22 protein-coding genes are annotated in these 26,882 nt (G+C 31.2%); 15 read left to right on the plus strand and 7 right to left on the minus strand.

Annotated features, from left to right (window positions below):
* Nucleotide 1: 1 nt before the first annotated feature.
* Together LX78_RS11710 and LX78_RS11715 are read right to left on the minus strand one after the other, a co-directional pair.
* Nucleotides 2–226, minus strand: coding sequence for a VF530 family protein (locus tag LX78_RS11710; RefSeq protein WP_109682850.1), 225 nt, complete (start codon nucleotides 224–226; stop codon nucleotides 2–4).
* Between the two features lie 10 nt (nucleotides 227–236).
* On the minus strand, nucleotides 237–1,502 hold the full coding sequence (locus LX78_RS11715; protein WP_109682851.1) for a DEAD/DEAH box helicase: 1,266 nt from the start codon (nucleotides 1,500–1,502) through the stop codon (nucleotides 237–239).
* Between the two features lie 170 nt (nucleotides 1,503–1,672).
* On the opposite strand from LX78_RS11715, the gene LX78_RS11720 reads away from it, so the two are divergent.
* The 6 genes from LX78_RS11720 (at nucleotide 1,673) to hpf (ending at nucleotide 7,348) form a co-directional block, all read left to right on the plus strand.
* A complete protein-coding gene (locus LX78_RS11720) occupies nucleotides 1,673–1,909 on the plus strand; it encodes a hypothetical protein (protein ID WP_109682852.1) in 237 nt (78 codons plus the stop codon).
* Between the two features lie 3 nt (nucleotides 1,910–1,912).
* Nucleotides 1,913–3,310 (plus strand): TIGR00366 family protein, encoded by a 1,398-nt coding sequence (locus LX78_RS11725; protein WP_109682853.1) that lies wholly within the window; start codon nucleotides 1,913–1,915, stop codon nucleotides 3,308–3,310.
* 50 nt (nucleotides 3,311–3,360) lie between these two features.
* A complete protein-coding gene (locus tag LX78_RS11730) occupies nucleotides 3,361–5,004 on the plus strand; it encodes an AMP-binding protein (RefSeq protein WP_109682854.1) in 1,644 nt (547 codons plus the stop codon).
* A 48-nt stretch (nucleotides 5,005–5,052) separates the two neighbouring features.
* On the plus strand, nucleotides 5,053–6,600 hold the full coding sequence (locus LX78_RS11735; RefSeq protein WP_109682855.1) for a tetratricopeptide repeat protein: 1,548 nt from the start codon (nucleotides 5,053–5,055) through the stop codon (nucleotides 6,598–6,600).
* Between the two features lie 127 nt (nucleotides 6,601–6,727).
* A complete protein-coding gene (locus LX78_RS14840; RefSeq protein ID WP_170109845.1) occupies nucleotides 6,728–6,889 on the plus strand; it encodes a hypothetical protein in 162 nt (53 codons plus the stop codon).
* Nucleotides 6,890–7,048: 159 nt separating this feature from the next.
* Nucleotides 7,049–7,348 (plus strand): ribosome hibernation-promoting factor, HPF/YfiA family, encoded by a 300-nt coding sequence (gene hpf, locus LX78_RS11740; RefSeq protein WP_109682856.1) that lies wholly within the window; start codon nucleotides 7,049–7,051, stop codon nucleotides 7,346–7,348.
* 68 nt (nucleotides 7,349–7,416) lie between these two features.
* Here hpf and rlmH read toward each other — a convergent pair whose 3' ends face one another.
* Nucleotides 7,417–7,890 carry a 23S rRNA (pseudouridine(1915)-N(3))-methyltransferase RlmH gene (gene rlmH / locus LX78_RS11745; RefSeq protein ID WP_109682857.1) on the minus strand — a complete coding sequence of 158 codons (474 nt, stop codon included), beginning with the start codon at nucleotides 7,888–7,890 and terminating at the stop codon, nucleotides 7,417–7,419.
* 91 nt (nucleotides 7,891–7,981) lie between these two features.
* Here rlmH and nadC point away from each other — a divergent pair, with 91 nt between their 5' ends.
* The 4 genes from nadC to priA are packed head-to-tail and all read left to right on the plus strand — an operon-like array spanning nucleotide 7,982 to nucleotide 12,685.
* The gene (gene nadC / locus LX78_RS11750) at nucleotides 7,982–8,839 is read left to right on the plus strand and encodes a carboxylating nicotinate-nucleotide diphosphorylase (protein WP_109682858.1); all 858 of its coding nucleotides are present in this window, start codon (nucleotides 7,982–7,984) and stop codon (nucleotides 8,837–8,839) included.
* 1 nt (nucleotide 8,840) lies between these two features.
* Nucleotides 8,841–9,782, plus strand: a complete 942-nt coding sequence (locus tag LX78_RS11755) for a YihY/virulence factor BrkB family protein (protein ID WP_109682859.1) — start codon at nucleotides 8,841–8,843, stop codon at nucleotides 9,780–9,782.
* Nucleotides 9,775–10,197, plus strand: a complete 423-nt coding sequence (locus LX78_RS11760; protein WP_109682860.1) for a DUF2147 domain-containing protein — start codon at nucleotides 9,775–9,777, stop codon at nucleotides 10,195–10,197. The genes LX78_RS11755 and LX78_RS11760 overlap by 8 nt, the downstream gene beginning before the upstream one ends.
* Nucleotides 10,198–10,234: 37 nt before the next feature.
* Entirely contained in the window at nucleotides 10,235–12,685 is a 2,451-nt protein-coding gene (gene priA / locus LX78_RS11765) for a replication restart helicase PriA (protein WP_109682861.1), read from the plus strand.
* 2 nt (nucleotides 12,686–12,687) lie between these two features.
* On the opposite strand, the gene LX78_RS11770 is transcribed toward priA, so the two are convergent.
* Nucleotides 12,688–13,389, minus strand: coding sequence for a LytR/AlgR family response regulator transcription factor (locus LX78_RS11770; RefSeq protein ID WP_109308778.1), 702 nt, complete (start codon nucleotides 13,387–13,389; stop codon nucleotides 12,688–12,690).
* Between the two features lie 197 nt (nucleotides 13,390–13,586).
* On the opposite strand from LX78_RS11770, the gene rpsF reads away from it, so the two are divergent.
* From rpsF to hisS, 5 genes are all read left to right on the plus strand, one after another.
* Nucleotides 13,587–13,925 (plus strand): 30S ribosomal protein S6, encoded by a 339-nt coding sequence (gene rpsF / locus LX78_RS11775; RefSeq protein ID WP_109682862.1) that lies wholly within the window; start codon nucleotides 13,587–13,589, stop codon nucleotides 13,923–13,925.
* A gap of 2 nt (nucleotides 13,926–13,927) precedes the next feature.
* On the plus strand, nucleotides 13,928–14,224 hold the full coding sequence (gene rpsR / locus LX78_RS11780) for a 30S ribosomal protein S18 (protein WP_007650017.1): 297 nt from the start codon (nucleotides 13,928–13,930) through the stop codon (nucleotides 14,222–14,224).
* Between the two features lie 13 nt (nucleotides 14,225–14,237).
* Complete coding sequence (gene rplI, locus LX78_RS11785; RefSeq protein WP_109682863.1) at nucleotides 14,238–14,699, plus strand: 50S ribosomal protein L9; 462 nt, start codon at nucleotides 14,238–14,240, stop codon at nucleotides 14,697–14,699.
* A 63-nt stretch (nucleotides 14,700–14,762) separates the two neighbouring features.
* The gene (locus tag LX78_RS11790) at nucleotides 14,763–15,230 is read left to right on the plus strand and encodes a DUF6495 family protein (protein WP_109682864.1); all 468 of its coding nucleotides are present in this window, start codon (nucleotides 14,763–14,765) and stop codon (nucleotides 15,228–15,230) included.
* A 179-nt stretch (nucleotides 15,231–15,409) separates the two neighbouring features.
* The gene (gene hisS, locus LX78_RS11795; RefSeq protein ID WP_109682865.1) at nucleotides 15,410–16,780 is read left to right on the plus strand and encodes a histidine--tRNA ligase; all 1,371 of its coding nucleotides are present in this window, start codon (nucleotides 15,410–15,412) and stop codon (nucleotides 16,778–16,780) included.
* 76 nt (nucleotides 16,781–16,856) lie between these two features.
* Here hisS and LX78_RS11800 read toward each other — a convergent pair whose 3' ends face one another.
* The 3 genes from LX78_RS11800 to LX78_RS11810 form a co-directional block, all read right to left on the minus strand.
* The gene (locus LX78_RS11800; protein ID WP_109682866.1) at nucleotides 16,857–22,874 is read right to left on the minus strand and encodes a choice-of-anchor D domain-containing protein; all 6,018 of its coding nucleotides are present in this window, start codon (nucleotides 22,872–22,874) and stop codon (nucleotides 16,857–16,859) included.
* Between the two features lie 266 nt (nucleotides 22,875–23,140).
* Entirely contained in the window at nucleotides 23,141–25,993 is a 2,853-nt protein-coding gene (locus tag LX78_RS11805) for a choice-of-anchor D domain-containing protein (protein ID WP_109682867.1), read from the minus strand.
* On the minus strand, nucleotides 25,983–26,855 hold the full coding sequence (locus LX78_RS11810; RefSeq protein WP_109682868.1) for a tetratricopeptide repeat protein: 873 nt from the start codon (nucleotides 26,853–26,855) through the stop codon (nucleotides 25,983–25,985). Before LX78_RS11810 ends, LX78_RS11805 begins: the two co-directional genes overlap by 11 nt.
* Nucleotides 26,856–26,882 lie beyond the last annotated feature (27 nt).

Here is a 26,882-nt window from a genome sequence, read left to right on the forward strand (position 1 = left end):
TTTATCTTTTATTTTTCAACATGTTTAAATACATGTTTTCTACTTTAGTTCTTGCCCAAGGTGTACGTCTTAAAAATTTTAAACTAGATTTTACAGAAGGATTATCCTGGAAACAACGAATATTTATCTTGAGTCCCATATATTCCCAGCCATAATGTGCTTCAAGATCTGTAACTATTTGTTCCAGTTTCACACCATGTAAAGGATTGTTAGGTTGTGTTTCCATTAACAGCTATTTATCGTCTATTATTTCTTTTTGGTCGCCTAGATTGATCAGATTTCTTAGAGTTTTGAGGATTTCTTTTAGGCTTATTGTTGGAACGTTGAGATCTTCCTCCACCTTGTTTTTTAGGTTCTGTTGAAGCATTTGGATCTGGTTCAAAACCTTCTAAAATTTCTTTAGGAATTTTCATTCCAACTAACTTTTCAATATCTCTTAAATAAGTTGTTTCGTCGGCACTTACCAACGAAATAGCTTCACCACTGGCTCCAGCACGACCTGTTCTACCAATTCTATGAACGTAATCTTCAGAAATATTTGGGAGTTCGTAATTAACCACGTGTGGTAATAATGGAATATCAAGACCACGAGCAGCTATATCTGTTGCTACTAAAACACGAACACTTCCATTTTTAAATCCTGCCAAAGCTTTTGTTCTTGCTCCTTGGCTTTTATTTCCATGAATTGCTGCTGCCGAAATTCCAGCACTAATCATTTTTTTACAAAGTTTGTTAGCTCCATGTTTAGTTCTTGTAAAAACTAAAACTTGTTTCCAATTCCCATCAGAAATTAACTTGATAATTAAATCAGATTTTTTACCACTAGCAACACGATATACTTTTTGATTAATAGCATCTACAGTAGAATTTTCTGGAGTAGCTTCAACTTGAACAGGATGATGTAAAATGCCATTTGCTAATTTTCTAATGTCTTTCGAAAAGGTAGCAGAAAACATTAAATTTTGACGCTTTGCAGGCATCATACCCATAATACGTTCAATATCACGTAGAAAACCCATATCAAGCATTCTATCTGCTTCATCTAAAACCAGTATTTCTACTCTTTTTAAAGATAATATTCCTTGATTTTCTAAATCGATTAATCTTCCAGGAGTGGCTACCAAAATATCGATACCTTGACGTATAGTTGCAGCTTGTGGTTTTTGATTTACACCACCAAATATAACAGCACTTCTTAGGTTTAAAAACTCGCTATATTCTTTAACATTCGCATATACTTGAGCAGCTAACTCTCGCGTTGGAGTTAAAACTAAAGCACGAATTGGTCTGAATTTAGATTTTTCTCTTTCTGAAAGAATATGAAGCATAGGTAAAGTAAAACCAGCTGTTTTTCCGGTTCCAGTTTGTGCTGACGCTAAAACATCTTTTCCTTGTAAAATTGGAGGAATGGCTTTAAGTTGAATAGGAGATGGTTCATTATATCCTTTTTTGCTGATAGCTTTAAGAATTGCTTCAGAAAGGCCTAATGTGTTAAATGACATATAAATTGTTTATGAAGCAACAATTTAATGTATAAGTTACTTCTTTAAGTTGGCGCAAAGGTACAGTTATTTTATTGGTAGCTCGAAATTTATCAGCTGAAAACTTAATTACAGAATTATTTAACTTGAAATTTCAAATATTTATCTAATTTTAGGGATATTAGCATTTAATGAAAGAATCTTTTATTTTAGAGGAGTCCGAAAGAAACGCGTCTGGAGTCCAAAACAAATTTGATTCAGATTTAATGTTAATTGGTAAGCTTAAAACTATAAACTATAAATTAGTAGTAAGTTGTCAATTAGTTGATGTAAATGATGGCACTCAAATTTTGGGAGACAAAATAATTTATGATAACAAACAACGATTCATAGAATTGAAAAATCAATTAAACGTTTCAGAAAATTAGAGCATGATAACCAAACTAGGAGAAAAGTTCAGTTACCTCTTTTTAAAATACATGCCAGATGCCTTTGTGTTTGCTATTGTATTAACTTTGATTTCGGCATTAGCTGCTTATTTTCTGGTAGATGCTTCCTTTATTACAATTCTTTCTTCATGGTATGATGGTTTTTTCGATTTGCTGGCATTTGCTATGCAGATTATATTAATTCTAGTAACAGGATTTAGTATTGCTTTATCACCAATTATCGGAAAAGGCATTGACAAAATCACTCAATTTATTAACACACCAAAACAGGTTTATTTTTTTGTTGTATTTATTGGTTTATTATTAAGCTTAGTTAGTTTTGGATGGATTGTTATTACTGGTGTTTTAGCTAGGGAATTAGCCTTACGTGTTAAAGGAGTTAACTATCCATTTTTAATTGCTTGTGTTTATGTCTCAATGTGTGGTTGGGTTACAGGCTTATCAAGTACAATTCCTTTATTATTAAATACAGAAAACAATTATTTAATTGAAACTGGTGTTTTAAGTAAAACCATACCAACATCTTATACATTAAACTCATATTTAAATTATAGTATTATAGCTTCGTTTTTAATCATTATGCCTTTGTTTATGATGTTTGTTGGCTCCAAAATAAAACATACAAAAGAGCTTAAGGATTTATGTAACACTAATGAGTTAGATGTAAAGAAGAGCATTGAAGAAGAGGCTTTAAGTATGAAATTACCTTTTAAGGCCTATTCAGATAATTTTAATAATAGTTTTATTCTTCAAGGGTTGGTTGTGATTATGGGCTTTTCCTATATCATATATTATTTTATAATTAATGGAATGGATCTCAATTTTAATATTATGATTTTCATTTTTATTATTTTAGGATTATGCTTGCATAAAACCCCTTTGCGTTATGGAATAGCTATGCAACGATCTAGTAGAAATATTTCTGGCATTCTATTTCAATACCCATTTTATGCTGGAATTATGGGTGTCATGATTTATACAGGATTAGGAGAATACCTTGCTCAAGGTTTAGCCTCTATTGCGACAATAAACACTTATCCTTTTTATGCATTTCTAACAGGAGGCTTAGTAAATTTTGCAATCCCATCTGCAGGTGGTGAGTTTGCAGTAGTTGGACCTAGCATTATTTCTGCAATCCAGGAAATTGGGAGAGGGCTTCCAGATTTTCAGGTTACTTCTATGATTTCTAGAGCTTCATTGGCTATTGCTTATGGTGAGTCTCTTTCAAACTTATTGCAGCCTTTTTTTCTTTTACTTATTGTTCCAGTAATGGGAGTTGGAACTAAACTTCAAGCAAGAGATGTCATGGGTTATTTAGTTTTGCCATTCTTTTTATTATTTTGTATCCAGGCATGTTTGGTTTTATGGATGCCATTATAAAACATAACTAAAACTTTTGTATCTTTAAAAAATCAAGCCAATCAAAATTTATGTCAGATTTTCAATCTCCTCTTGAGGCTTTCTTGTATTGGGAAGCAAATTCACCTAATCAAGTTTTTTTAAAACAACCTGTTAATGGCAAAATGGAAACTTATACATTTGCTGAGGCAGGTAATGAATCTAGAAAGATTGCAAAAGCTTTACAAGCATTTAATTTGCCTGAACGAAGTCATATAGCCTTATTGTCTAAAAATTGTGCCCATTGGATGATGGCAGATATTGCTATTATGATGGCTGGTTATGTATCTATTCCTATTTATCCAACCCTAAATCAGGATTCTATTCAGCAGATATTGGAGCACAGCGATTCGAAAGCTATCATTATTGGAAAATTAGACAATTATGCTACCCAAAAATCTGGAGTTAAAGACATTCACAAAATATGTGTTGGTATGTACAATGAAAACGATGGAGAATTATGGGAAGATATAATAAAAAGCACACAACCATTAGAAACTATTACATTACCTAGTCAGGATCAATTGCACACTATTATTTATACGTCTGGAACCACTGGAACTCCAAAAGGAGTTATGCACACTGTTGGTAATTTTATTAGAAGTGCTAGTATTATGAAACAAGTCATGGGTCTGCCACATGGATCTCGATTTTTCTCCTATTTACCATTAGCTCATGTAGCAGAACGTATGGGAATTGCAACACATGGCTTTGTAATTGGAGCAGAATTTTCATTTCCCGAATCATTAGATTCATTTGCATCAGATTTAGAAAATTGCCAACCACATATCTTTTTTGCAGTTCCTAGAATCTGGACAAAATTTCAAGAGAAGATTCTTGAGAAAATGCCTAAAAAAAAGTTGAGTTTTTTATTAACTGTTCCAGTTTTAAATATTCTTATTAAGAAAAAATTAAAACAAAAGTTAGGTTTAAAAGAAGCTAAGTTTATAGTTTCTGGAGCAGCACCTTTATCAATAAATTTAATTTATTGGTATAAAAAAATCGGTATTGAAATTTTACAAGGCTATGGCATGACAGAAGATTGTATTATTTCGCATTTTAATTTACCTAATGATAATAAAATTGGAACTGTAGGTAAAAAGCTATCTACTGTAGAAACTAAGTTATCGGCTGATGGCGAAATATTAATAAAGAATAACTGTTTAATGACAGGCTATTATAAATCACCAGAAATTACAGCTAGTGTTTTTACAGAAGCTGGCTATTTAAAAACAGGAGATATTGGTGAGTACGATCATGATGGGTATTTAACTATAACTGGTCGTGTTAAAGACCAGTTTAAAACCGATAAAGGAAAATATATTTCTCCTTCTCCAATAGAGTTAAACCTTTCAAAAAATAATAATATAGAGCAAATTTGCATTGTAGGAACAGGAATTCCACAACCCATAGCATTAATTACTTTGTCTGAATTAGGTAAAGCAAAAGCTAAAGATCTCTTAATACAAAGTTTATCTGCTTCGGTAAAAGAAGTTAATTCTCAATTACAAAAACATGAGAAAATTGAAAAAGTTATTATAATGAAAGAAGAATGGAATGTAGATAATGGCTTGACAACACCTACACTTAAAGTAAAACGAAATAGCATTGAGAAAATCCATCAACCACTTTACAAAAGCTGGTTCAAGATGGAGGATAAAGTTATTTTTGAATGATGTAATTTTTATGTAACTTTAAATCAGTAGTTTAACAAATATTTTAAAATGAAAAACTTTATTTTTATTTCGTTTTTAGTTTTAATAGTTTCATGTAAGAAGGAGGTTAAAAATCTCGATACATTAGGAATTGTAGAATTTCAAGTTACAGGAAATAAAGAAGCGCAAGACCATTTTGAGAAAGGGCTTTTATTGCTTCATAGTTTTGAATATAAAGATGCAAGAGAAGCTTTTTTACATGCTCAAAATGCAGATCCAACTATGGCTATGGCATATTGGGGTGAAGCTATGACTTATAATCATGCTCTTTGGCGAGAGCAGGATTACGATGCTGGTTTTTCTACTATCGAAAAAATAGAAAATCTTCAAGAATTAGAAAAATATTCTGAAGTTGAGCAAGGATTTTTAGAGGCTATTAAAATACTTTATACACCAAAAACCGCAAAAATTGAAAGAGATAAAGCGTATAGAGATTATATGAAATCTCTTTATGATGCAAATCCTAATAATCAAGAAGTAGCAGCGTTTTATGCTATTTCTCTTTTAGGCTCTGTACCAGAAGGTCGAGACGATTCTATTTATGGTCAAGGAGCAGAAATTGCTAAAAAGGTTATTAGCAAAAACCCAAAACATCCTGGAGCGCTTCATTATTTAATTCACTCTTACGACGACCCTTATCATGCTGAATTAGCTATAGATGCCGCAAATAGTTATTCTAAAGTAGCACCAGACGCTAGTCATGCTCTACATATGCCATCTCATATTTATGTGGCTTTGGGAATGTGGGACGAGGTAATCAATTCTAATATAGATTCTTATCAAGCTAGTTTAAATAGAATGAAACGTAAGGAATTAGGAAATGATGCTCGTGGATATCATGCGTATCATTGGCTAGAATATGGTTATTTGCAAAAGGGAGATTTCGATAAAGCCAAACAAATGGTTTTAGATATGGAAACCTATACAATAGAAACACCTACAGAGAGGTCTAAAATTCATTTGGTATTTTTAAAAGGCACTTATTTGGTAGAAACTAATCAATGGGATTCTACTATTGCCGATATTGAAATTGATGTTTCTAATTTACATCTCACTGGACAAGCTCAATATTATTTTATTGAAGGATATAAAGCTTTTGCTGAAAAAAATTCTGAAAAATTAAATGAAGTAATTGATATTCTTTATAAAAAAGTAGACAAAGAATCTTTACTTGTTGATAATATAAGCGATGGTTTTACAGTCTGTTCTTCGCTAAGCAGAAGTGCACCAACAAAAACTAATATTGATCAGGCAACTATTATGTTAAAACAATTAGAGGCATTAAGTTCTTGGTTGTTAAACGATGTTGCTAATACAGAAAATTTATTAAAGGAAACAGTATCTCTAGAACAAAAGTTGAGCTATAGTTATGGGCCTCCAGTTATTCAAAAACCAACAACTGAGTTATATGCAGATTGGTTAATGAGTGAGCAGAGATATACTGAAGCAATTGAACAATATAAATTAACATTAGAAAGAGCTACAAAAAGAAGATTAGCAGTTGAAGGTATTGAGAAAGCAACAGAGCTCTCTGCTTCAAATAATTTAGAGGTTTAGATAAATGAATTGAAATAAATACAAGTGTTAAGCATTTGTTAAATATATTTTGTATATTGCTAATCATCAATCATATAAATATCATTTTTTTACTAGTTAATAGCCTAACTAATTAATAATATTTATTATGAAAACCAAAACGTTGTTTAGTGCAGAAAGTAACGCAGAGAATGTTCTAGTTGTAATCTTTTTTGGACTAGCTATTTATTTAAAAATTCAAATTATACTTTTTGTTGTGGATTTCTTTCATAACACAGATATGCAAACAGCTATTGCTAGTTTAGTATAGAATAGTAGCACAAATCACTTCTTTAATTTAACTAAATTCTTCAATTTCTATAAAATCTCATATTTACTTTTTTTAATGTGTTTTATGACATATATCATTTTGATTTGTCTGTATTTATTATAATATTGTTGTATATTAAATTCTTTAAATAAATAGACTATGAACATTATTATTCAATACGTAAATATGGATTCTAGCGAATCTTTATCAAAATATACTACAGAAAAATTAGAAAAACTTGCAAAAAGATATGATTGGGTAATTAGTTGCGATGTGTTTTTTAAACAAGATAACAATCATAAAGAACAAGGTAAAATATGTAATATGGAGTTGAGTTTACCAGGACCAAGAATATTTGCAACTTCTACAGAAAAGAATTTTGAATCTGCAGTTAAAGAAACTATCAACGATTTAGATATACAGTTAAAAAAGAGAAAGAAAACGTTTTCTACGCATTAGAATTAACGTTTCTTGAAAATAGAAAAGCCACAAAATCAATAAAATAATTGAGTTTGTGGCTTTTTTATTTAATGATGATGATAGGGTTCGTTCTTTAATATTGTAAAACCTCTATAAAGTTGTTCAATAATAAATAGTCTAATCATTTGATGCGAGAATGTCATTTTAGACAAGGAGAGCTTTCCTTGTGCTTTGTTATAAACATCTTTAGAAAAGCCATAAGGACCTCCAATAACAAAGACCAATTGCTTGATACCAGAATTCATGTGTTTTTGTAAATATTCCGAAAAACCAACAGAACTTAGTTGTTTCCCATTTTCATCTAATAATATTAAAACATCCTGAGTTTGAAGTTTGCTTAAAATTAAATCTCCTTCTTTTTGTTTTTGTTGCTCTTCGCTTAAATTTTTAGCCTTTTTTAAATCTGGAATAATTTCAAATTCAAATTTTATATAAAAGCCAAGACGTTTTTGGTAATCATCAATTAAAGATTGCAGTTGTTTGTTGTCTGTTTTGCCAATGGCAAGGAGTTTTATTTGCATAAAGCAAATTTATCATTTTTTATTATTTGGAATTCCATTTATTAAAATTATTCATAATCAATGCTTATTTTTACGGTAAATATTTTGATGTATGATAAGTAAAGAGCAATTCAACACAGAAATAGAATTAATAGTAGCCAATGCTATTAGGGAAGATGTTGGAGATGGAGACCATAGCTCATTAGCTTGTATTCCTGCTTCAGCAAAAGGAAAAGCAAAATTATTGGTTAAAGACAATGGCATTATTGCAGGAGTTGAATTTGCGAAAAAAGTATTTCAATATGTGGATAAAGATTTAAAAATTGAAACACTAATTAACGATGGATCTCAGGTAAAATATGGCGATATCGTTTTTTATGTAGAAGGATCTTCGCAATCTATTTTAAAATCTGAAAGATTAGTTTTAAATGCCATGCAGCGAATGAGTGCTATTGCAACTAAAACAAGAAAATTTGTTGATTTATTAGAAGGTACTGGAACAAAAATTCTGGATACTAGAAAAACAACTCCTGGAATTAGAGCCTTAGAAAAATGGGCTGTAAAAATTGGAGGAGGAGAAAACCATAGATTTGCTTTATATGATATGATTATGCTTAAAGACAATCATATCGATTTTGCAGGAGGAATCACAAATGCTATTAATAAAACATTAGCTTATTTAAAGGAAACAAACAGAGATTTAAAAATTATTGTTGAAGCCAGAAATCTAGAAGAAATTAAAGAAATACTGCAAGTAGGTGGAGTTTACAGAATACTTATTGATAATTTTAATTTTGAAGATACCAGAAAAGCAGTCGCATTAATTGGAGATACCTGTTTAACAGAATCTTCTGGAGGTATTAACGAAAAAACCATTAGAAACTATGCCGAATGTGGTGTAGATTATATTTCTTCTGGAGCTTTAACTCACTCAATTTATAATATGGATTTAAGCTTAAAAGCAGTTTAGAATGACTAAACCCATTGAAGATAAATTAAATAAAATCCCTGTTTTAAATTGGGTAGTTAAATTTTTTAAACAGATTAAACTTCCTGGTTTAGAAGGGCTTTCTTTTTACGATTTAATTGAATTATACATTACTGGCATTGTAAAAGGTGCTTTAACAACAAGAGCAAGTGCTATTGCATTTAGCTTTTTTATGGCCTTATTTCCTTTTTTATTATTTATATTAATAGTTATTCCAATAATCCCAATTGACGATTTTAAAATTGAATTTCTAAATTTTCTTAATTCTTTTTTACCACCAAATACTTCAGATTTTTTCTTTAAGAATATTTTCGAAAACATTGAAGAATCTCAACGTGGAGGACTCCTTTCTACTGTGTTTTTAGCTTCTATATTTTTAATGGCAAATGGTATTAGTGCTGTGTTTTCTGGGTTTGAAAACTCTTATCACGAACAACTTACACGTAATGTCATAAGGCAATATTTATATGCTCTTGGAGTCGCATTAATTTTAGCTTTTTTATCTATCCTTACAGTTGTTATTCTTGGATATTTTCAAATATATATTATTGGAAATCTTGAGAATTATGGTGTTTTAGAAAAGGAAAATCAACAATTATGGTTTATTATAGCTAAATACTTCTTTTTTGTAATAATGGTTTATTTAGCAACTGCTATTCTGTATTATTTTGGAACAACTGAAGGTAAAGCATCAAAATTTTTCTCTATTGGCGCATTATTTACAACCATACTAATTATTTTAAGTTCCTATTTGTTTGGTATCTATATCGAAAATTTCTCTCAATATAATGAGTTATATGGTTCAATTGGAGCCTTATTAATCTTAATGTTTTATCTATGGTTAAACTCTAATATTTTACTCCTAGGATACGAACTTAATGCGTCTTTAAATAGATTAAGAAAAATAAATAAAGATTATGTATAAAGTATTGCTTTTAGTATTGTTAATGCCATTAACAATTAATTCTCAAAACATCTTTGGTAAGTGGAAAACCATTGATGATGAAACAGGAGAAGCAAAATCTACAGTCGAAATTTATAAAAAAGACGGTAAAGTTTTTGGTAAGATTATTGAAATTTATAATAGTAAAGATCGTGATGCTCTTTGTGCTAATTGCGAAGGAACCGAATATAATAAACCTGTCTTAGGCTTAACCATTATTAAGAACTTAACCCAAGATGGAATCTATTTTAAAAACGGAACTATTTTCGATCCAGAAGATGGAAAAACATATAAATGTAGATTGTCTCTAGATGAAGATAATCCAGATATATTATTAGTTAGAGGTTATATTTCATTTCTATATGCTACTCAATATTGGGAACGTATAGAAAGCTAAAGAGTAATTTACCAAATACCAAAAAAAACAAAGCACCTTGCATTATATAGATGTTATACTTCCAATTCCGTTACCTAAACTATTTACATATAGCGTAACAGAAGCTGAGGCTAATTTTTTAAAGTCTGGAATACGTGTGTCTGTTCCTTTTGGGAAATCTAAAATATATACAGCATTAGTTTTTAGTATTCATACAAACAAACCTATGGTTTATGAAGCAAAAGACATTCATCAAATTTTAGACGATGAACCTGTTGTTACACAAATGCAAATAAAGCATTGGCAGTGGATTTCGGAATATTACATGTGTACTTTAGGAGATGTTATGCGTGCAGCATTACCTAATGCTTTTATTTTGGAAAGTGAAACTGTAATTAGTAGAAATACATCTAATATAATTAATGATGAAGATTTAAAAGACAACGAGTTTTTAATTTATGAAGCTCTAAATCATCAATCTTCACTTAAGATTCAGGACATTATTAGCATTTTAGATAAAAAAAATGTACTTCCAGTAATTAAAAGATTATTAGAAAAAGATATTGTTATAGTTGAAGAAGAGATTTACGAAAAATACAAACCAAAATTGGTTAGATATGTCAAGTTAAGTACAAACTATTCAACTGAAACTAAACTGCAAGAGTTATTAGATGATTTAAGTCGTGCGCCAAAACAAAGACAGGTTGTAATGACACTATTTTCAATTTCAGCACAATCTAAAAAACCTATAAAAGTTTCAGAATTAACTGAGAAAAGTAACACTTCAGCAGCTATAATTAAATCTTTAATAGATAAAGATGTTTTAGAAGAATATTATATACAAACAGATAGAATTCAGTATTCAGGAGAAGATAATAATCCTGTTAAGACTTTAAATAAACCTCAATTAAAAGCATATCAAGAAATACAAGAATCGTTTGAAAGACATCAAATTACTTTGTTACATGGTGTAACGTCTTCAGGGAAAACAGAAATCTATGTCAAACTCATTGAAGAGGCTTTGGCAGAAGGGAAACAAGTCTTGTATTTAGTGCCTGAGATTGCTTTAACAACACAATTGGTTAGTAGATTGCAAGAATATTTTGGAGAAAAAGTAGCTGTTTTTCATTCAAAATATTCCTCTCAAGAACGCGTTGAAGTTTGGAAGCATGTTCTGGATAATTCATCTAAAGCGAGAATTGTTTTAGGTGCACGATCATCAGTTCTATTACCATTTCATAATTTAGGATTAGTAATTGTTGATGAAGAGCATGAATCTTCTTATAAGCAATTCGATCCAGCTCCACGCTATCACGCCAGAGATGCTGCAATAGTTTTAGCACACTTATTTCAATGCAAAACACTTTTAGGTTCTGCAACTCCAAGTTTAGAGAGTTATTATAATACCAAACAAAATAAATATGGTTTGGTGGAATTAACTACTAGATTTAACGAAGTCTTAATGCCAGACATCGAGCTTGTAGATATAAAAGACAAGCAGAAACGTAAACGTATGACTGGACATTTTAGCGATAGGCTTATTGAAGAAATGACAGAAACGCTTAAAGATGGTCATCAAATTATATTATTTCAAAATAGACGAGGATTTTCGCCTATAGTAGAATGTCTTACTTGTGGTCATGCACCTCAATGTCCAAACTGCGATGTTAGTTTAACATATCATCAATACAAAGACCAACTGCGTTGTCATTATTGTGGCTATTATTCTGCAATGATAAAAGCTTGCGAGGCTTGTGGAAGCTTAGATTTGGATAATAAAGGTTTTGGAACAGAGCAGGTCGAAGAAGAAGTAAAAGAACTGTTTCCTGATGCTAAAGTGGCTAGAATGGATTTAGATACCACAAGAGGGAAATATGGTTACGAAAAAATAATTACTGCTTTAGAACAGCAAGAAGTAGATGTTTTAGTAGGAACCCAAATGCTAACAAAAGGATTAGATTTTAGACATGTAAAACTTGTTGGAATCATGAATGCTGATAATATGCTGAATTTTCCAGATTTTAGAGCGCATGAAAGAAGTTTTCAGCTTATGTTACAGGTGTCAGGAAGAGCAGGAAGAACAGAAGAGCGTGGAAAGGTGTTAATTCAAACGTACAATCCATATCATAATATTTTACAGCAAGTGTCTACAAATGCATATCAAGATATGTATGTAGAACAAATGGAAGAGCGCTTTAACTTTAAATATCCTCCAGTATATAGATTAATAAAAATTACTTTAAAGCATAGAGATTATAATAAAGTTAATCAAGGAGCAGATTGGTATGCTAAATCTTTAAGATTAGTATTTGGAACAGATGTTTTAGGACCAGAATTCCCACCTGTTTCAAGAATTAGAAATCAATATATTAAACACATTTTGGTTAAAATTCCACCAAAACAGTCAGTTTCTAAAACAAAAGAAGCTATTATTAGAATAAATAATAGCTTCTTCAATATAAAAGATTTTAGGGCTTTAAGAGTAATTTTAAATGTTGATAATTATTAACTTTAAGTTGTAATATTATTTAAAGCATCAACTAATTGGGTCTTTTTGTTTCTACTTAAAGGAATCTCATAAGCACCAACTTCAACATTCTTACTATTAAATCTGTCAATTTTATCTAAATTAACAATATACGATTTATGGATTCTTAAGAATTTACCTTCTGGTAATTCTGCCTCAAAAGCTTTCATGGTAGAAAGTACTACTAAACTAGTTTCTTCAGTCACTAATTTCACGTAATCTCCAAGGGCTTCAATCCACTTAATATCTTTAATATAGACTTTACGTTTTTTAAGGTTACTTTTTACAAAAATATGTTCGCCTTCAGTTTCGTTAAAGTCTAATTTTAATTTGTGTTGCTCAACAGCTTTATCAACAGCTGTGTTAAAGCGTTCTCTAGTTATAGGTTTGTGCAAATAATCGGTTGCATCATAATTAAATGCTTTAAAAGCATATTCTGTTTTTCCTGTAACAAAGATAATTTGGGGTTTGTTGTTTAGTACATCTAGGAGCTCAAATCCATTTAATACAGGCATTTCGATATCTAAAAATATCAAATCTACCTTATGCGTATTAAGTCCATTTTTAGTCTCTAAAGCACTGTTGTATTCAGCGATTAAGTTAAGAGAAGGATGATTTTCAATTAACTTAACTATTGAGAGACGCTGAATTGCTGAGTCGTCTACTACTACACAGTTTAAAGTCATAACATTTAATTTATTTCGGTTAAGATATCGACAATAGTACAAAAAATTCGGTTAAAAACCAAAAAACATCGGTAAAAGGTTTATTTTAACATAATTTAACATTTAAAAATAACACAAATATTGTTTTAGTTTTATGTTGTAATATATAAATAATATTCATATTTTTGCACCCATTTTAACAATAAAATACATTTAATATGAATCATTACGAAACTGTTTTCATCTTGAATCCCGTTTTATCTGAAACACAGATAAAGGAAACAGTACAGAAATACGAAGATTTTCTTGTTTCTAGAGGAGCTAAGATGGTATCAAAAGAAGATTGGGGACTAAAAAAATTAGCTTACCCAATTCAAAACAAAAAAAGTGGTTTTTACCACTTATTCGAGTATCAAGTAGATGGAGAAGTTATCAATCCATTAGAAGTAGAGTTTAGACGTGACGAGCGTTTTATGCGTTACTTAACGGTTACTTTAGATAAACATGCTATATCTTGGGCAGAGAGAAGAAGAGAAAAACTTAAACAAAAAGCGTAATTATGTCATCTATAGAACAACAAGCAAAAGGAAAAAAAGACGGAGAAATTAGATATTTAACGCCTTTAAATATTGAAACTAACAAGAATAAGAAGTATTGTCGTTTCAAAAAATCTGGAATTAAGTATGTAGATTATAAAGATGCAGATTGGTTATTAGGTTTTGTAAACGAACAAGGTAAAATTTTACCAAGACGTTTAACAGGAACATCTTTAAAATATCAAAGAAAAGTGTCAGTTGCTGTAAAAAGAGCTCGTCATTTAGCATTAATGCCATATGTGGCCGATTTATTAAAATAAAACACTCATAACAATGGAACTTATATTAAAACAAGACGTTGAAAATTTAGGATTTAAAGACGATGTTGTAACGGTTAAGAACGGTTATGGTAGAAATTTTTTAATTCCACAAAAGCAAGCTGTTTTAGCTACAGCTTCTGCAAAGAAAGTTTTAGCTGAAAATTTAAAGCAACGTGCTTATAAAGACAAGAAAATAATTGAAGATGCTACTAAAATGGCTGAAGCTATAAAAGCATTAGAAATTAAAATACCAGCAAAAGCTACCGAAGGTGCTTCTGCAGGAGATAAATTATTTGGTTCTATAACCAAAGCAGATTTAGTAGATGCTTTTGAAAAAGCTGGTCATACAATTGACAAAAAATTCATCAGCATTACAGGTGGAAACATCAAACGTTTAGGACAGTATAATGCTGTAATACGTTTACATAGAGAAGTTACTTTCGAATTACCTTTTGAAGTAATTGCTCAAGCCTAACAAGGTTGAATAACATATTTAAAGCCTCAACGTTGTTGGGGCTTTTTTTTTAATTTTTTTAGTATGAAATACGCTAGATTAACAAAAGAACAATTCGAAGAATTACATAAAGAGTTTATAAACTTTCTTGCAACTCAGTCTATAACTGGAGACGAATGGGAAGAAATTAAAACAAATAAACCAGAAGTTGCAGAACAAGAATTAGATGTATTTAGCGACTTGGTTTGGGAAGGTGTTTTATCTAAAGTTGAATATGTTGAACATATTTCGCCACAGCAAATGCATTTATTCCATTTTAATAAAAAGTACATGCATGTTATAGCTGTAAAGCTTAAAAATGATATAGATATAACTACAAATGAAGGTTTTGATTGGCTTAGAGGAAATTTAATGGATGATAATGTTGAATTTTTACAAGCTAAAAAAGACTATTCTGAAGATAAAAATGCTGATAAGTTTAAATTAATTCATCAAGGTGGAGCAATTACTAAAGGGGAATTATATAACTATTTGAATAAGTTGATTAATTAACGTCATTGCGAGAAGTGACGATAGGAGCGACGTGGCAATCTGTTTAAAGTTTTTTATCAAGACATTTAAAAGATTACCACGTTTTTTCTATTAAAAAAGCTCGTAATGACATGTATAATTCTTTATTTTTGTTTTTCAATTACTAATTAATAGAGATACCAGCTTTCGCAGGAAATATTATGGCACAAAAACCAGGAATTCCAAAAGGGACAAGAGATTTTAATCCAGAGCAAGTAGCAAAACGCAACTATATATTTAATACCATTCAACATCAATTTGAACTGTATGGTTTTCAATCTATAGAAACGCCAAGTTTTGAAAATTCGGAGACCTTAATGGGAAAATATGGCGATGAAGGAGACAGGCTTATTTTTAAAATTTTGAATTCTGGTGATTATTTAAGTAAAGTTGATAATAATCTTTACAGTAAAAAAGATTCTAATGCTATAACATCTAAAATCTCTGAAAAAGCTCTTCGCTACGATTTAACAGTGCCTTTTGCTCGTTATGTAGTACAACACCAAAACGAGATTGAGTTTCCTTTTAAACGTTACCAAATGCAACCTGTTTGGAGAGCAGACAGACCTCAAAAAGGACGTTTTAGAGAGTTTTACCAATGTGATGCTGATGTGGTTGGTTCTACCTCCTTATGGCAAGAAGTTGAGTTTGTGCAACTTTACGATGCTGTTTTTACAGCTTTAAAGCTGGAAGGTGTTACTATAAAAATTAATAATCGTAAAATTCTATCTGGAATTGCTGAAGTTATTGGCGCAAGCGATAAGCTAATAGATTTTACAGTTGCTTTAGATAAGCTTGATAAAATAGGCGAGGAGAAAGTAAAAGAAGAAATGCTTGAAAAAGGAATTTCTAAAGAAGGCATTGAAAAACTTCAACCGTTATTTACACTTTCAGGTTCTTTTAATTCACAAATTGAACAACTAAAAGCTATTTTAAGTACTTCGGAAGAAGGCAACAAAGGCATTGAAGAATTAGAGTTTATAGATAAAGCCATTACAGAACTTGGTTTACAAACTGCCACATTACAGTTAGATGTTACGCTTGCACGTGGCTTAAACTATTATACAGGAGCTATTTTTGAAGTATCTGCACCAGAAACTGTAAAAATGGGTTCTATTGGTGGTGGAGGAAGATACGATGATCTTACTGGTATATTCGGTTTAAAAGATGTTAGTGGTGTTGGAATTAGTTTTGGATTAGATAGAATCTACTTGGTTTTGGAAGAACTGAATTTATTTCCTGAAACAGTTTCTAAAAACATCGACTTACTATTTATTAATTTTGGAGAAACCGAAGCCTTATTTTGTTTAAAAGCTATTAAACAATTACGATTAAATAGTATTAATGCCGAATTGTATCCAGATGCTGCTAAAATGAAAAAGCAAATGAATCACGCTAATAAACGAAACATTCCTTTTGTTGTTTTAGTAGGTGATGAGGAATTGGAATCTGAAAGTTATACTTTAAAAAATATGACAACAGGTGAACAATTCAAGCTTTCATTAAAAGAGTTAATATTAAAATTTCAATAAAAAAGAAGCCCTGAAAAATTTCAGGACTCCTCCTCAAAAGCATAGTTGAATTTATGATAGATTTGGGGCAATCAATTTAATTAACTAACACTTTTTTATTTATAACGCCTATTTCAGTTTGAAGCTTAATAATATAAGTTCCAACACTTAATTTATTTGTTTTAATTTCTGTAATTAATTCTGTTTTTATATCATCAAATTGATATATAGATTGTCCAATAGTATTTAATAACTCAGCTGACTTAATATTAATCATCTTAGGATTCTGAATCATGATACTTTCACTACTGTTAATATAAGCAGCTTGAAGTTCGTTTAATAATTCATTTCCTTCAACACTTAATGATTGATTAGAGAATGTTAATTCAAAGCGATCAAGATATTCGCCAGCTTCTAGATATATTTCATATTTATTATTTCTTAGATTATGATAAATATCTAAAGCTTTATCATGTAAATAGATTTGTAAATCGTTTGGAATATTCTCTAAAATGTCTATAATTATGTTGTTTAAACCAGCATCTATGGTATGTACACCAATTGGAATAATTGTACTTTCAGAGAAAGAGTCTATACCTTGAATGGTATATTTTTCATCCTCAAGTAACCAATACATGTCATCCATTTGATTTTGATATTGTAAACCATCAAATCCCCAATCTATACCTAGTGTAGCTCTAGAGTCTTCAGTTAATAATAATTGTCTGTGAATGGTATTTACAGAATTAAAACCTAAGCGAATTTTCATTCTAGAATCCGTATTGTTTTCAGTTGTGGCTTGTCTGATATAAACTGATGAGCTACTACCTTCTTTTTGGAATACACGTTGATTATTATTAAATTTAATTGTTCCGGTACTTTCTCCAGTAACAAAGAACCCTTGTCCTACAGCTATATATCTTCCTGGCACTTTAGTTCCAGTTCCTGTCTGTGCAACATCTGGGTCAGGAGTTCCCCAAGCAGCTGCTGGTGTTCCACCAGATAAATTATAAGTTCCATAGCCTCCTTGATATTCTGCAAGTACGTGAGAGCCACCTCCCCAATGTTCCCAGAAGTATAGCGTACCACTGATTAAAGGGTCTGTTTCTGGTAATCCTCCTGGATCTGTATAATCTATAACTGGACCATTATCTAATATAAATTGGTCTGCATCTATTGCTGATGCATATGGGTTTCCAACTAAATAATCGTTATTAATAGATAAATCTAAAGAGATATCTCCATTGTTTGGTTTTCCTTGATACACATAATTTTGTTCAAGAGCTAAATTTCCAGCTGTGTTAGCTATCCCTTTCATAGTGAATCCTTCACCAGCTTTTATGGTTCCAGTATTTCTAACATGTTGCCATGCAGAGTAAGTATCACTTGGTAAATTTCCATATTTCCAAATCCAATAATTAGCAATGCTAATAGGTGGACCTACACTTCCATCGTAACCTCCTACAAAACTAATATTAGCAGGTGTAGCTGAATTTGTACCATCTCTAAATATATTATTATTTAAAGTGTAGCTATAGTTATTTGGGTTAAGTGGATGTAAAGGATTTATAGTTGAAGTAAATCCAACAGGTGAACTCCAATAGTTATAAGTAAATAAGTCCTTAGTACCTTGTTGATCTCTTTCTAAGACTCCAGAAACACCAACAGATAAATCACTATTTTTAGATTGAATAAGTTGGGATTCTCCTTCAAGATCGATTTTCCCATTCAATTCTAAATACCAGCTAACATTTAGCCCATTTCCTTTATATGTGGAAGTTGCTTTATTTGTTGTTCCATTAACAGTTAGTGTGTTGGCGTTTACAATAAGACCTAAAACGTGTCTTTCTCGCCCTAAACTTCCATAAGTATCTATTTCAACATTATGGTCTGTTTGAACAATATTCCAATTTACTTCAGTAGACCCATCTACACTAATACTATTTGGTAAATTCCATACAGAGTTACCATAAGTCCAAGGTGTTGATGCAGTGCTATTTTTCCATTCTCCATTCCTAATAGTTGTATAAGGTAGTGGAGCTGTTTGTAGTTCGGTTGTTGTTATGTTTTTTGGATTTCCATGAAAAATATTATTTGACCTATCCTCAGATGTGTCTGATGTCATTGGGTAATATCCCTTCAAATTAGCCCATAGTAAACCACCAGAAATATCTTTAGGGATAACTTTTCCTCTAACTGCAGTAGAATTTTGTTCAATTTCTTGATTCATCATTTCTCTTAACTGTTGAGTAGAAAGTGCTACAGTCCATAATCTTACTTCATCAATATATCCATTAAAATGATTTTTTGGCGTATTTGGTGTATCGCTATCATACATAGCTCCGATTAAAAATTTAGCTGATGTATTTGCTGGTCCTGAATCAGGTGTGTCTCTATTCACTTCAACTCCATCTATATAAATGATTGCAGTTGTGCCATCGAAAGTAGCTGCCACATGATACCATTTATTGTTTGTTATGTCATGAGGAGAAGTAATGTTGATTTTTTCTGCACCAGCATTATCATACCATGTCAAGTTTAAATAATTACTATTCATAGATAAATGATATCCTCTTTTATTTCCTGCTCCGGATTTAGTGTCTCTTTTAGAAAGAATTGTACCAGAAGTAGTCGTAGCTTGTTGTAAGATCCATGCTTCAATTGAAAAATCAGTAGGCATATCATGGTTGTCACCTATATCGATATAATCATTTATTCCATCAAAATCTATTGAAGAGGTTGTTGCTCTCCAGTCTCTATCATAACCACCATCTGCAAAAGCGTGAGAGTTTGGTTGTAACGTGTTATTTGTAGCCTCAGGACTAGAATCATCATTATCAAATCCATCGTCTAAACCATCTCTATCAGAATCTGTTCCAGTAAATAAACCAGTATCAGCATTTGGAGAATCACTTCCATTTACAACACCATCTCCATTTGTATCATGACCTTCAATAATATCGTTTTCTTCATGATCATCAGAATCTGTATCTAAATAATCTGGTATTCCATCATAGTCTGTATCAACTGGAAGTAATCCGTTTCCACCAAAACTACTAGAATTATCAAAAATATTTAAAATACCATCTGTATCTGTATCTGTGTATGTATAAGCAATGTAAAGAGTTGTTGATTGAGCTTCAGTATTGTCTGTAATACCATCATCATCTGAATCAATGTCCATAAAATTAGGATATCCTGTTCCATCTAAATTGGCATTTGGATATGTGTCAGGAAATCCATCTAATCCTGTATCTGCTCCAGTAATTAATCTACTTGAAGCGCCATCATAACTATCATGATATCCATCTAAATTTGCATCTGTAAACCCATCAATTTGACCATCTCCATTTACATCTGGCTCACCAATTTCAATAATATCTGTAATACCATCATTATCACTATCTAAATCTCTACTATTTATAATTCCATCTTTGTCAAAATCAATATACGTTTCTAGTTTTGTTCTTTCATAGGTGTTATAATTAGCTGAATCAACATCTAAAATATCTGCAATTCCATCTTCGTCTGTATCAGTCAAGTCATCAACAATTCCATTTCCATCTATATCTGTTCCTCCAGATTCAACTAAATCTGGAATTCCATCATTGTCACTATCTGAATCATGATAATCTTCAACGGTATCACCATCAGTATCTAAATTACAGTATTCAATACCTGCAATACGTATAGAAGAGCCTATAGGCTGGTCTACTATAAAATCTATTTTACTTACACGAATATTTGGAAAATAAAAATAGGCTGTGCCATATTGGTCACTACCAATAGCTTCTCCATCATTATTAGTTGAAGTACCATTTGTTACATCTGTAACCGTATTTCCTGATTGAGAAATATATGATCCTAAATAGTATATATTGACATTCGTTATTAAATCAATTAAATTATTTGAATCATCGTAAGCATTTACAGTATAAGTTTCATCTTCGTCAAAATCGACTAATCTAAAAGTTAGATTGTCAACAGGTGTTCCAAAATCTAAAGTTAAAGTTCCTGAAGTACTTGGTCCTTTTGTTCTTATTGACCATCCATGATCTCCAGCGTCATAACTTGTTATAGCTGTAAATGTTCCTGTATAACTATAATCAATAGTATTTCCATCGTCTAATGTTTGAGAGAATGGAAAATCACTTAATAATGATTCTTCATTTCCTGCACCATAAGGGTCGGAATTTAAGTCTTCTAGTTGTCCTGAATGGCAACCTTCTAATTGATCTGTTAAACCATCGTTATCATCATCCGAATCTTTATAATCTGCAATACCATCTAAATCATTATCTGGTTTAGTTGGAGGAATAAAAATATAGTCATTACTTGTATACATAAAGAAATCAAAACTAATATCTGAACTAGAATCACTCTCTTGGTGTACTTCTACTGCTATTTCATTACTTCCCAAAGTTACAATGTTTGCTACATTTAAAGATACCCAGCCATTTTCGTTAGCTGTTACACTAGATGCCCATGTATTGTACAATATTGTTCCAACAGGCATATTATCACGCCATACTTCGGTTCCATTTATATAAACAACCATACCATCATCTCGTACAGCATTTATATTAAGTGTTGTGTTTGAAACATCTGTAGCTGAAGCTGTAAAAGAGCGTCTAAAATATGTAGTTGCATTTTTTTGTGTACCTGATGTGCCAGCATCTGTATCTATAAAACCGACAACTGTTACTTCATCTCCATCTCCATAACCTAATTGTGCATTTCCGGTTGCCCAGTTTGCTCCTGTTGGCGATACATCGGCTGTTTGCCAAACAGTACCTTGGTCTGAACCATCGTCTAAATAACTCCATAAACCTCCTTGTTCAATTAAGTAGCTTGTACCACTTACATCAAACGTGTATGGGCTTTCTGAAGCATCTGGATCATCATTAGGTATATTTACTGTATCTGTAAAAACACCAGATGAGCTAGGTGCATATCTTACAATAAATGTTGAAGAAGCTCCTGGTGCTATAGGAGTTGTTGGTTGTGTTAATATTACGAAATCTGAACCCGTAAGTGTACTAACTGGACTTGTAATATTTAAAGCAAAGGATCCTGTATTTTGAATCGTATATGTTCTATCGAAAAAACTACCAGAATTAACATTTCCAAAATCGGTATGATCTGTGATTGAGGTTATGGTTTGACCTGAAACTATGTTTGTTGAGTTACCTTGCACATTAATGTCTGGTAATGGTGGTGTACCAACACCCTGAACAGTAAACGTATAATTGGGCTCATCAGCATCATTATTGGTTATTGTAACCGTAGATGATTTAGTACCTATGGTTATTGGATTAAATGTAATAGTAAATGAAGTAGATGCACCAGGTCCAATCGAATTCGCTGTTCCAGTTGTATTTAAAGTAAAATCTATATTATTACTTAAAGCTACAAGTGGTAAAGGCGAAAGTATTAAATTACAAGTACCATTGTTTTGTACTATAAAAGTTGTAGCAGTAGAGCTCCCTCCAACTCCAATATTCCCAAAGTCTGTACTGTTAGTAACAGATGGACTATCTGTACTAAAGTCGCTAATAGGAGCTAAGCTAATATCAACAATATCTGCTTCTGGATTAACAGTAGCAGATAGTCTAAAAATCCATACGCCATCTGCGTCATTTGTTGCATCACTTGCTATTCTAACATCTGTTTGATAGGTCGTACCACAGGTAAAACTATTTAAAGTAATAGTAAATGGTGCAGGAGCGTCTTGACCTCTAATACTTACATTCGTTAATGGCGAACTAATTGTGAAATCTGTTGTATTAGTTAACGTAAGACTAGATATATCTAACCTACCATTAGAAGTATTATCTACATAAAATGTTCTTGAAGAAGTATTGCCAAAATCTGTAAAATCTGCAGTGGCAGGAGTAAAGTCATTATCTCCAATAGCAACACCATTTCCTAGAACTTGAATTACAGGAGTTGGAGCTGCATTTCTTGATGCAACACTTTTAGTTGACATCGTTTTTTTATGATTTCCATTTTTGGGGTCATTATTGTCAAGGTTATTATGACTTGTAATTGCAAATCCATTTAAAAATATAAATAGAAAAGCATAAGTAAACTTTCTAAGAGTAATATGTCTCATAAGTAGTTAATTTAGTTTGGGACTAATTGTTTAATTGTTAATAGCTTGGGTCAAATGTAAATTTTTAATCCATGAAATGCAAATTTATTCGATGAAATGCATTTGTAAAACATAACCATGTCAAAATCAATATATTATAAAACGTAAATTTATCTCATTTTAGAGCTTGTTTTATTTTTTTTAATTTGTAATCTGCTATTTGTCAAAAATATAGGGAATCTTAAAAATCTAAAATTCCCTATATAGGTGTAATATCTGTACTACAGTTAATTGATTATAATATTTTTAAAATACTCTCTTTTATCTGTTGTGATTTGTAAAATATACATGCCAGATTTTAAGGCGCTCACATTAATTTTATTTGTATTCGTTTCTTTTGTTAATTGTCCAACAGCATTATAGATTTTGATGTTCTTCAAATTTTCTGTTGAAGATATATCAATATTTAAAACACTATTTGCAGGTACTGGGAATACTTTTACAGAATCATCATTTGAGTTATTGTTTTCAGCTGTTAGTGTAAAACCAGTTTTATTTATAGTAAAATAATCTGTAATACTTCCACTATCTGTAACAAACTTAACGGTTAAATTTTGTCCTGTTCCTCCATCACTATCTATTTCTAGCACACATGAGCCTAGTTGGTTTAAAGAAGCATACATTGCATTGTGGTCTAAGGAACCACCTGAGATTTTACCAGCCGATCCTGTAGTAATATAGACTGCACCTTCATTGTCTAAATGGTCTTTGCTATATGCGCCATCTCCAGTATCTGCTTTTCCAGAAAGGTTTCCGTTAGCTCCAACAGTATTATTATTAAGGTCAAAAGAATTTGATAAGCCATAATGTCCATTAATAAAATAAGATCTTTCATAAGAGTGAGAATGACCAGATAAAACTAAGTCAACACCATTATTTTCTAATAAAGGTAAAAAGTTATTTCTCATTAAACCCATAAAAGCTTCATCTCCACTTGTACTGTCAGAATTATGAGACCCTTTTGTATAAGGAGGATGATGAAATAAAACCACAATCCAATCTTGGTTTGTATTTTGAATATCATTTAATGCCCAATTATACATGCTTCCACCAACTGAACGGTCTGTATCATAAGAATCTAGTACAATAAAATGAATATTAGCATAATCAAAAGAGTAGTATGCTTCAGTACCAGAAGCTATTCCTCCAGCTTCAGCAGCAGTTGGAAATGTGAAAATATCGTAATATGGACCAGATTGAGCTGATGAGTTTGCTGAATATCCATCATGGTTTCCTAAAGTTGACCACGCCACAGATTTTTTTAGCATATCTCCATAGACATCAAAAAGCGCTACTTGATATTGTGTGTCAGTTCCACTTTGATAAGCATTGTCTCCTAAAAATAACATCATATCTGTTTGATTAGGATTTGTACTAGCATTTGCTACATAATTATAATATTGGTCTCTAACATTTCTTTGGTTTTGAGTTCCAGTTCCAGCATCACCTAAAATCCATGCTCTAACAAATTGTACAGTACCTGTTGAAGGAGCTGTAACAAAATACATGTTTGCATCTTCACTTAAATAGACACCTTCAGAATCTTCAATGTTATAATAGTATTTAGTATTTGGTTGTAAACCAGTTATTTCTAATTCATGATCTATGTTGCCTAATAAGTTTGTTTCCGATAAATTAAGATTTCCTAAGGATGTTCCATAATTTACAATAGATTCGGTAGTAGTATTCGTTCTCCATTTAACAGTAATGCTATTTGGTGTTTCTTTTTGTAAATAAGGTCCTCTAATAACATTAGCAGGAATAGCTTCATAACCATTCATTTTAAAATTAAAACTAATATCTGAACTACCAGCGTTCTCTTGATGTATCTCAACAGCAATCACATTATTTCCATCTACTAAATAATTATTTGCAATGGTTTTAGAAATCCATGTAGTTTCACCTGAGCCACTAACTACTGTATTTGCAAAAGTGTTGTAATTTACAACGCCTGGATCCATATTGTCTCTCCAGACTTCATTTCCATTAATATAGACAATCATACCATCATCTCTAATGGCTTCCATTACTATATCGTTATAAAACGAGGCGTCTATAATGTTAATAGTTTTTCTAAAGTAAGCAGTTTCAGTAGCATTATTAATAACTGTAGTTTCGCCTCCATCTCCATAACCTAATTCGGCATTTCCAGTAGCCCAACTTCCATCATTAAAGTCTAATTCATTCCAAACATCACCTTCACCATCATTTGATGGTTGGTTAGCAGCATCATAATATTTCCAGTTTCCATCTTCATTGATTAAAGCTGGTTCTGCACCTTCACCTGAAATAGCAAACGTGTATGGGCTTTCATCAACATCATCACTAGTTAATGTAACTGTGTCGGAATAATTTCCTGTTGAAACAGGTGAAAAAGTAATTTCAAATGTTGTTGAATTACCAGCTGATAAAGTTGAAACAGAAGGTTGACTTGTTACTTGAAATTCAGCATCATTGGTTAATGATACTGAAGATATATTTGTTAAATCTGATCCACCAGTATTCTCTATTGTAAATATTCTTGATAAAGCTGAACCATTATTTACAATTGAATAATCTGTATGGTTAGTAGTAGATGTGCCAGTGGCACCATCAACTATATTGTTGCCATTTCCAGTGATATTAATATCTGCTGGAGAAACTATTCCATTACCTTCAACATTAAAAGTATAAGGTGAATTTGTGCCATTGGTAAATGTGATAGTTATTGTTGCTGTCTTACTTCCTAAAGTAGAAGGCGTGAATGTAACATCTAGATCTAAAGGAGTATCATTTCCTTTTAAGTTGCCTAAATTGGTAGCACTTAAAGAAAAATCACTTGACCCTGAAATGCCAACGGTAATTCCGTTTAATCGATTTCCTGGACTTCCACCACTTGCTGTGTTATCTAAAACAAATGTGTTTATTGAAGAAGAGCTTACTCCTACATCTCCATAATTTGTCCCATCGGTTATAGATGGTGTGGTGTCTGTATTGGATATAACATTTCCATTTCCAGTTACTTCCAGTGTTCCTTGACTATATATAAGTGTACTAGAAAGTAAGCTTATAAAGACGATTAATGTAGTTTTAATATTCATGGCTTATAATTTTATCTAATTGGGTAATTTGGGTTGTAAGGTCTTTTATTGATACTGTGTTTTTAAATTTTGGCTGCAACATTTGTATTGCTACTCTTGATTGTTGTAAAGCTATTTTAGCTTGTTCAATTTGGTTGTTCTCTAATAAGTAAGTAGCCTTTTTAAAATACCAGAATTCTTTTCTATTATTATTTAGTATAAAATAATTGTATTGATTAATTGCTAGACTTGTTTGATTAGAGTTTTCTAAATATTCAAGCTTTTTTAATTGTAGTGAAAATGTATTTTCACCTATAATATTTAGTCCTAAGTTTATAACTTCTAATGCTTTAGTATAATCATCAGGAGTTTCAGCTAAAATAATTTTGGAGTATTCAACAACATCTTCAGGTCTAATATCTATAGCCTTGGTTATAAAATAGTTATATGAGTTTATAGCATCTTTGTATTCAAGTAGATTGAATAATATTTGTGCTCTTAACTTATAGATTCTAACATCTAAAGAATCTAATGCTAAATAGGAATCGGCATAAGATAAAGCTTCTTCAAAATGATATGCTTCATAGTTAGCCTCTGCCAATTTAAATGTTGCTTCTTTATCTGAATAACCAAGTTTAATTGATTTTAAATAATCTGTTATGGCATTTTCAAACTCTAAATGCTCTTGGTATAGAAAGCCACGTTCATAATATAATTTGGCATTATTTGGAGATTTTGCAATTTCATTTGTTTTCTCTTTAATCTGAATTGAGAGATTTCCATGTGCAAAAGCAGACAGTCCACAGATGCATAAAACTACTATAAATAGTCGTTTACTTTTATGTAGTAGGATTTTAGTATTAAGTTTTGATTTAAAAAACATAAAATCAATTTGGGTTTAATTATGGGA

The organism is Xanthomarina spongicola (assembly GCF_003148645.1).
Classification (GTDB): Bacteria; Bacteroidota; Bacteroidia; order Flavobacteriales; family Flavobacteriaceae; genus Xanthomarina; species Xanthomarina spongicola.

Coding starts and splice junctions, on each gene's coding strand:
- LX78_RS11730 (WP_109682854.1), top strand. CDS start 3,361: ATGTCAGATTTTCAATCTCCTCTTGAGGCTTTCTTGTATTGGGAAGCA.
- nadC (WP_109682858.1), top strand. CDS start 7,982: ATGATAAGTAAAGAGCAATTCAACACAGAAATAGAATTAATAGTAGCC.
- LX78_RS11810 (WP_109682868.1), bottom strand. CDS start 26,855: ATGTTTTTTAAATCAAAACTTAATACTAAAATCCTACTACATAAAAGT.
- LX78_RS14840 (WP_170109845.1), top strand. CDS start 6,728: ATGAAAACCAAAACGTTGTTTAGTGCAGAAAGTAACGCAGAGAATGTT.
- LX78_RS11800 (WP_109682866.1), bottom strand. CDS start 22,874: ATGAGACATATTACTCTTAGAAAGTTTACTTATGCTTTTCTATTTATA.
- LX78_RS11710 (WP_109682850.1), bottom strand. CDS start 226: ATGGAAACACAACCTAACAATCCTTTACATGGTGTGAAACTGGAACAA.
- LX78_RS11770 (WP_109308778.1), bottom strand. CDS start 13,389: ATGACTTTAAACTGTGTAGTAGTAGACGACTCAGCAATTCAGCGTCTC.
- rplI (WP_109682863.1), top strand. CDS start 14,238: ATGGAACTTATATTAAAACAAGACGTTGAAAATTTAGGATTTAAAGAC.
- hisS (WP_109682865.1), top strand. CDS start 15,410: ATGGCACAAAAACCAGGAATTCCAAAAGGGACAAGAGATTTTAATCCA.
- LX78_RS11735 (WP_109682855.1), top strand. CDS start 5,053: ATGAAAAACTTTATTTTTATTTCGTTTTTAGTTTTAATAGTTTCATGT.
- LX78_RS11715 (WP_109682851.1), bottom strand. CDS start 1,502: ATGTCATTTAACACATTAGGCCTTTCTGAAGCAATTCTTAAAGCTATC.
- rpsR (WP_007650017.1), top strand. CDS start 13,928: ATGTCATCTATAGAACAACAAGCAAAAGGAAAAAAAGACGGAGAAATT.
- LX78_RS11760 (WP_109682860.1), top strand. CDS start 9,775: ATGTATAAAGTATTGCTTTTAGTATTGTTAATGCCATTAACAATTAAT.
- LX78_RS11755 (WP_109682859.1), top strand. CDS start 8,841: ATGACTAAACCCATTGAAGATAAATTAAATAAAATCCCTGTTTTAAAT.
- LX78_RS11805 (WP_109682867.1), bottom strand. CDS start 25,993: ATGAATATTAAAACTACATTAATCGTCTTTATAAGCTTACTTTCTAGT.
- rlmH (WP_109682857.1), bottom strand. CDS start 7,890: ATGCAAATAAAACTCCTTGCCATTGGCAAAACAGACAACAAACAACTG.
- LX78_RS11790 (WP_109682864.1), top strand. CDS start 14,763: ATGAAATACGCTAGATTAACAAAAGAACAATTCGAAGAATTACATAAA.
- hpf (WP_109682856.1), top strand. CDS start 7,049: ATGAACATTATTATTCAATACGTAAATATGGATTCTAGCGAATCTTTA.
- LX78_RS11720 (WP_109682852.1), top strand. CDS start 1,673: ATGAAAGAATCTTTTATTTTAGAGGAGTCCGAAAGAAACGCGTCTGGA.
- rpsF (WP_109682862.1), top strand. CDS start 13,587: ATGAATCATTACGAAACTGTTTTCATCTTGAATCCCGTTTTATCTGAA.
- LX78_RS11725 (WP_109682853.1), top strand. CDS start 1,913: ATGATAACCAAACTAGGAGAAAAGTTCAGTTACCTCTTTTTAAAATAC.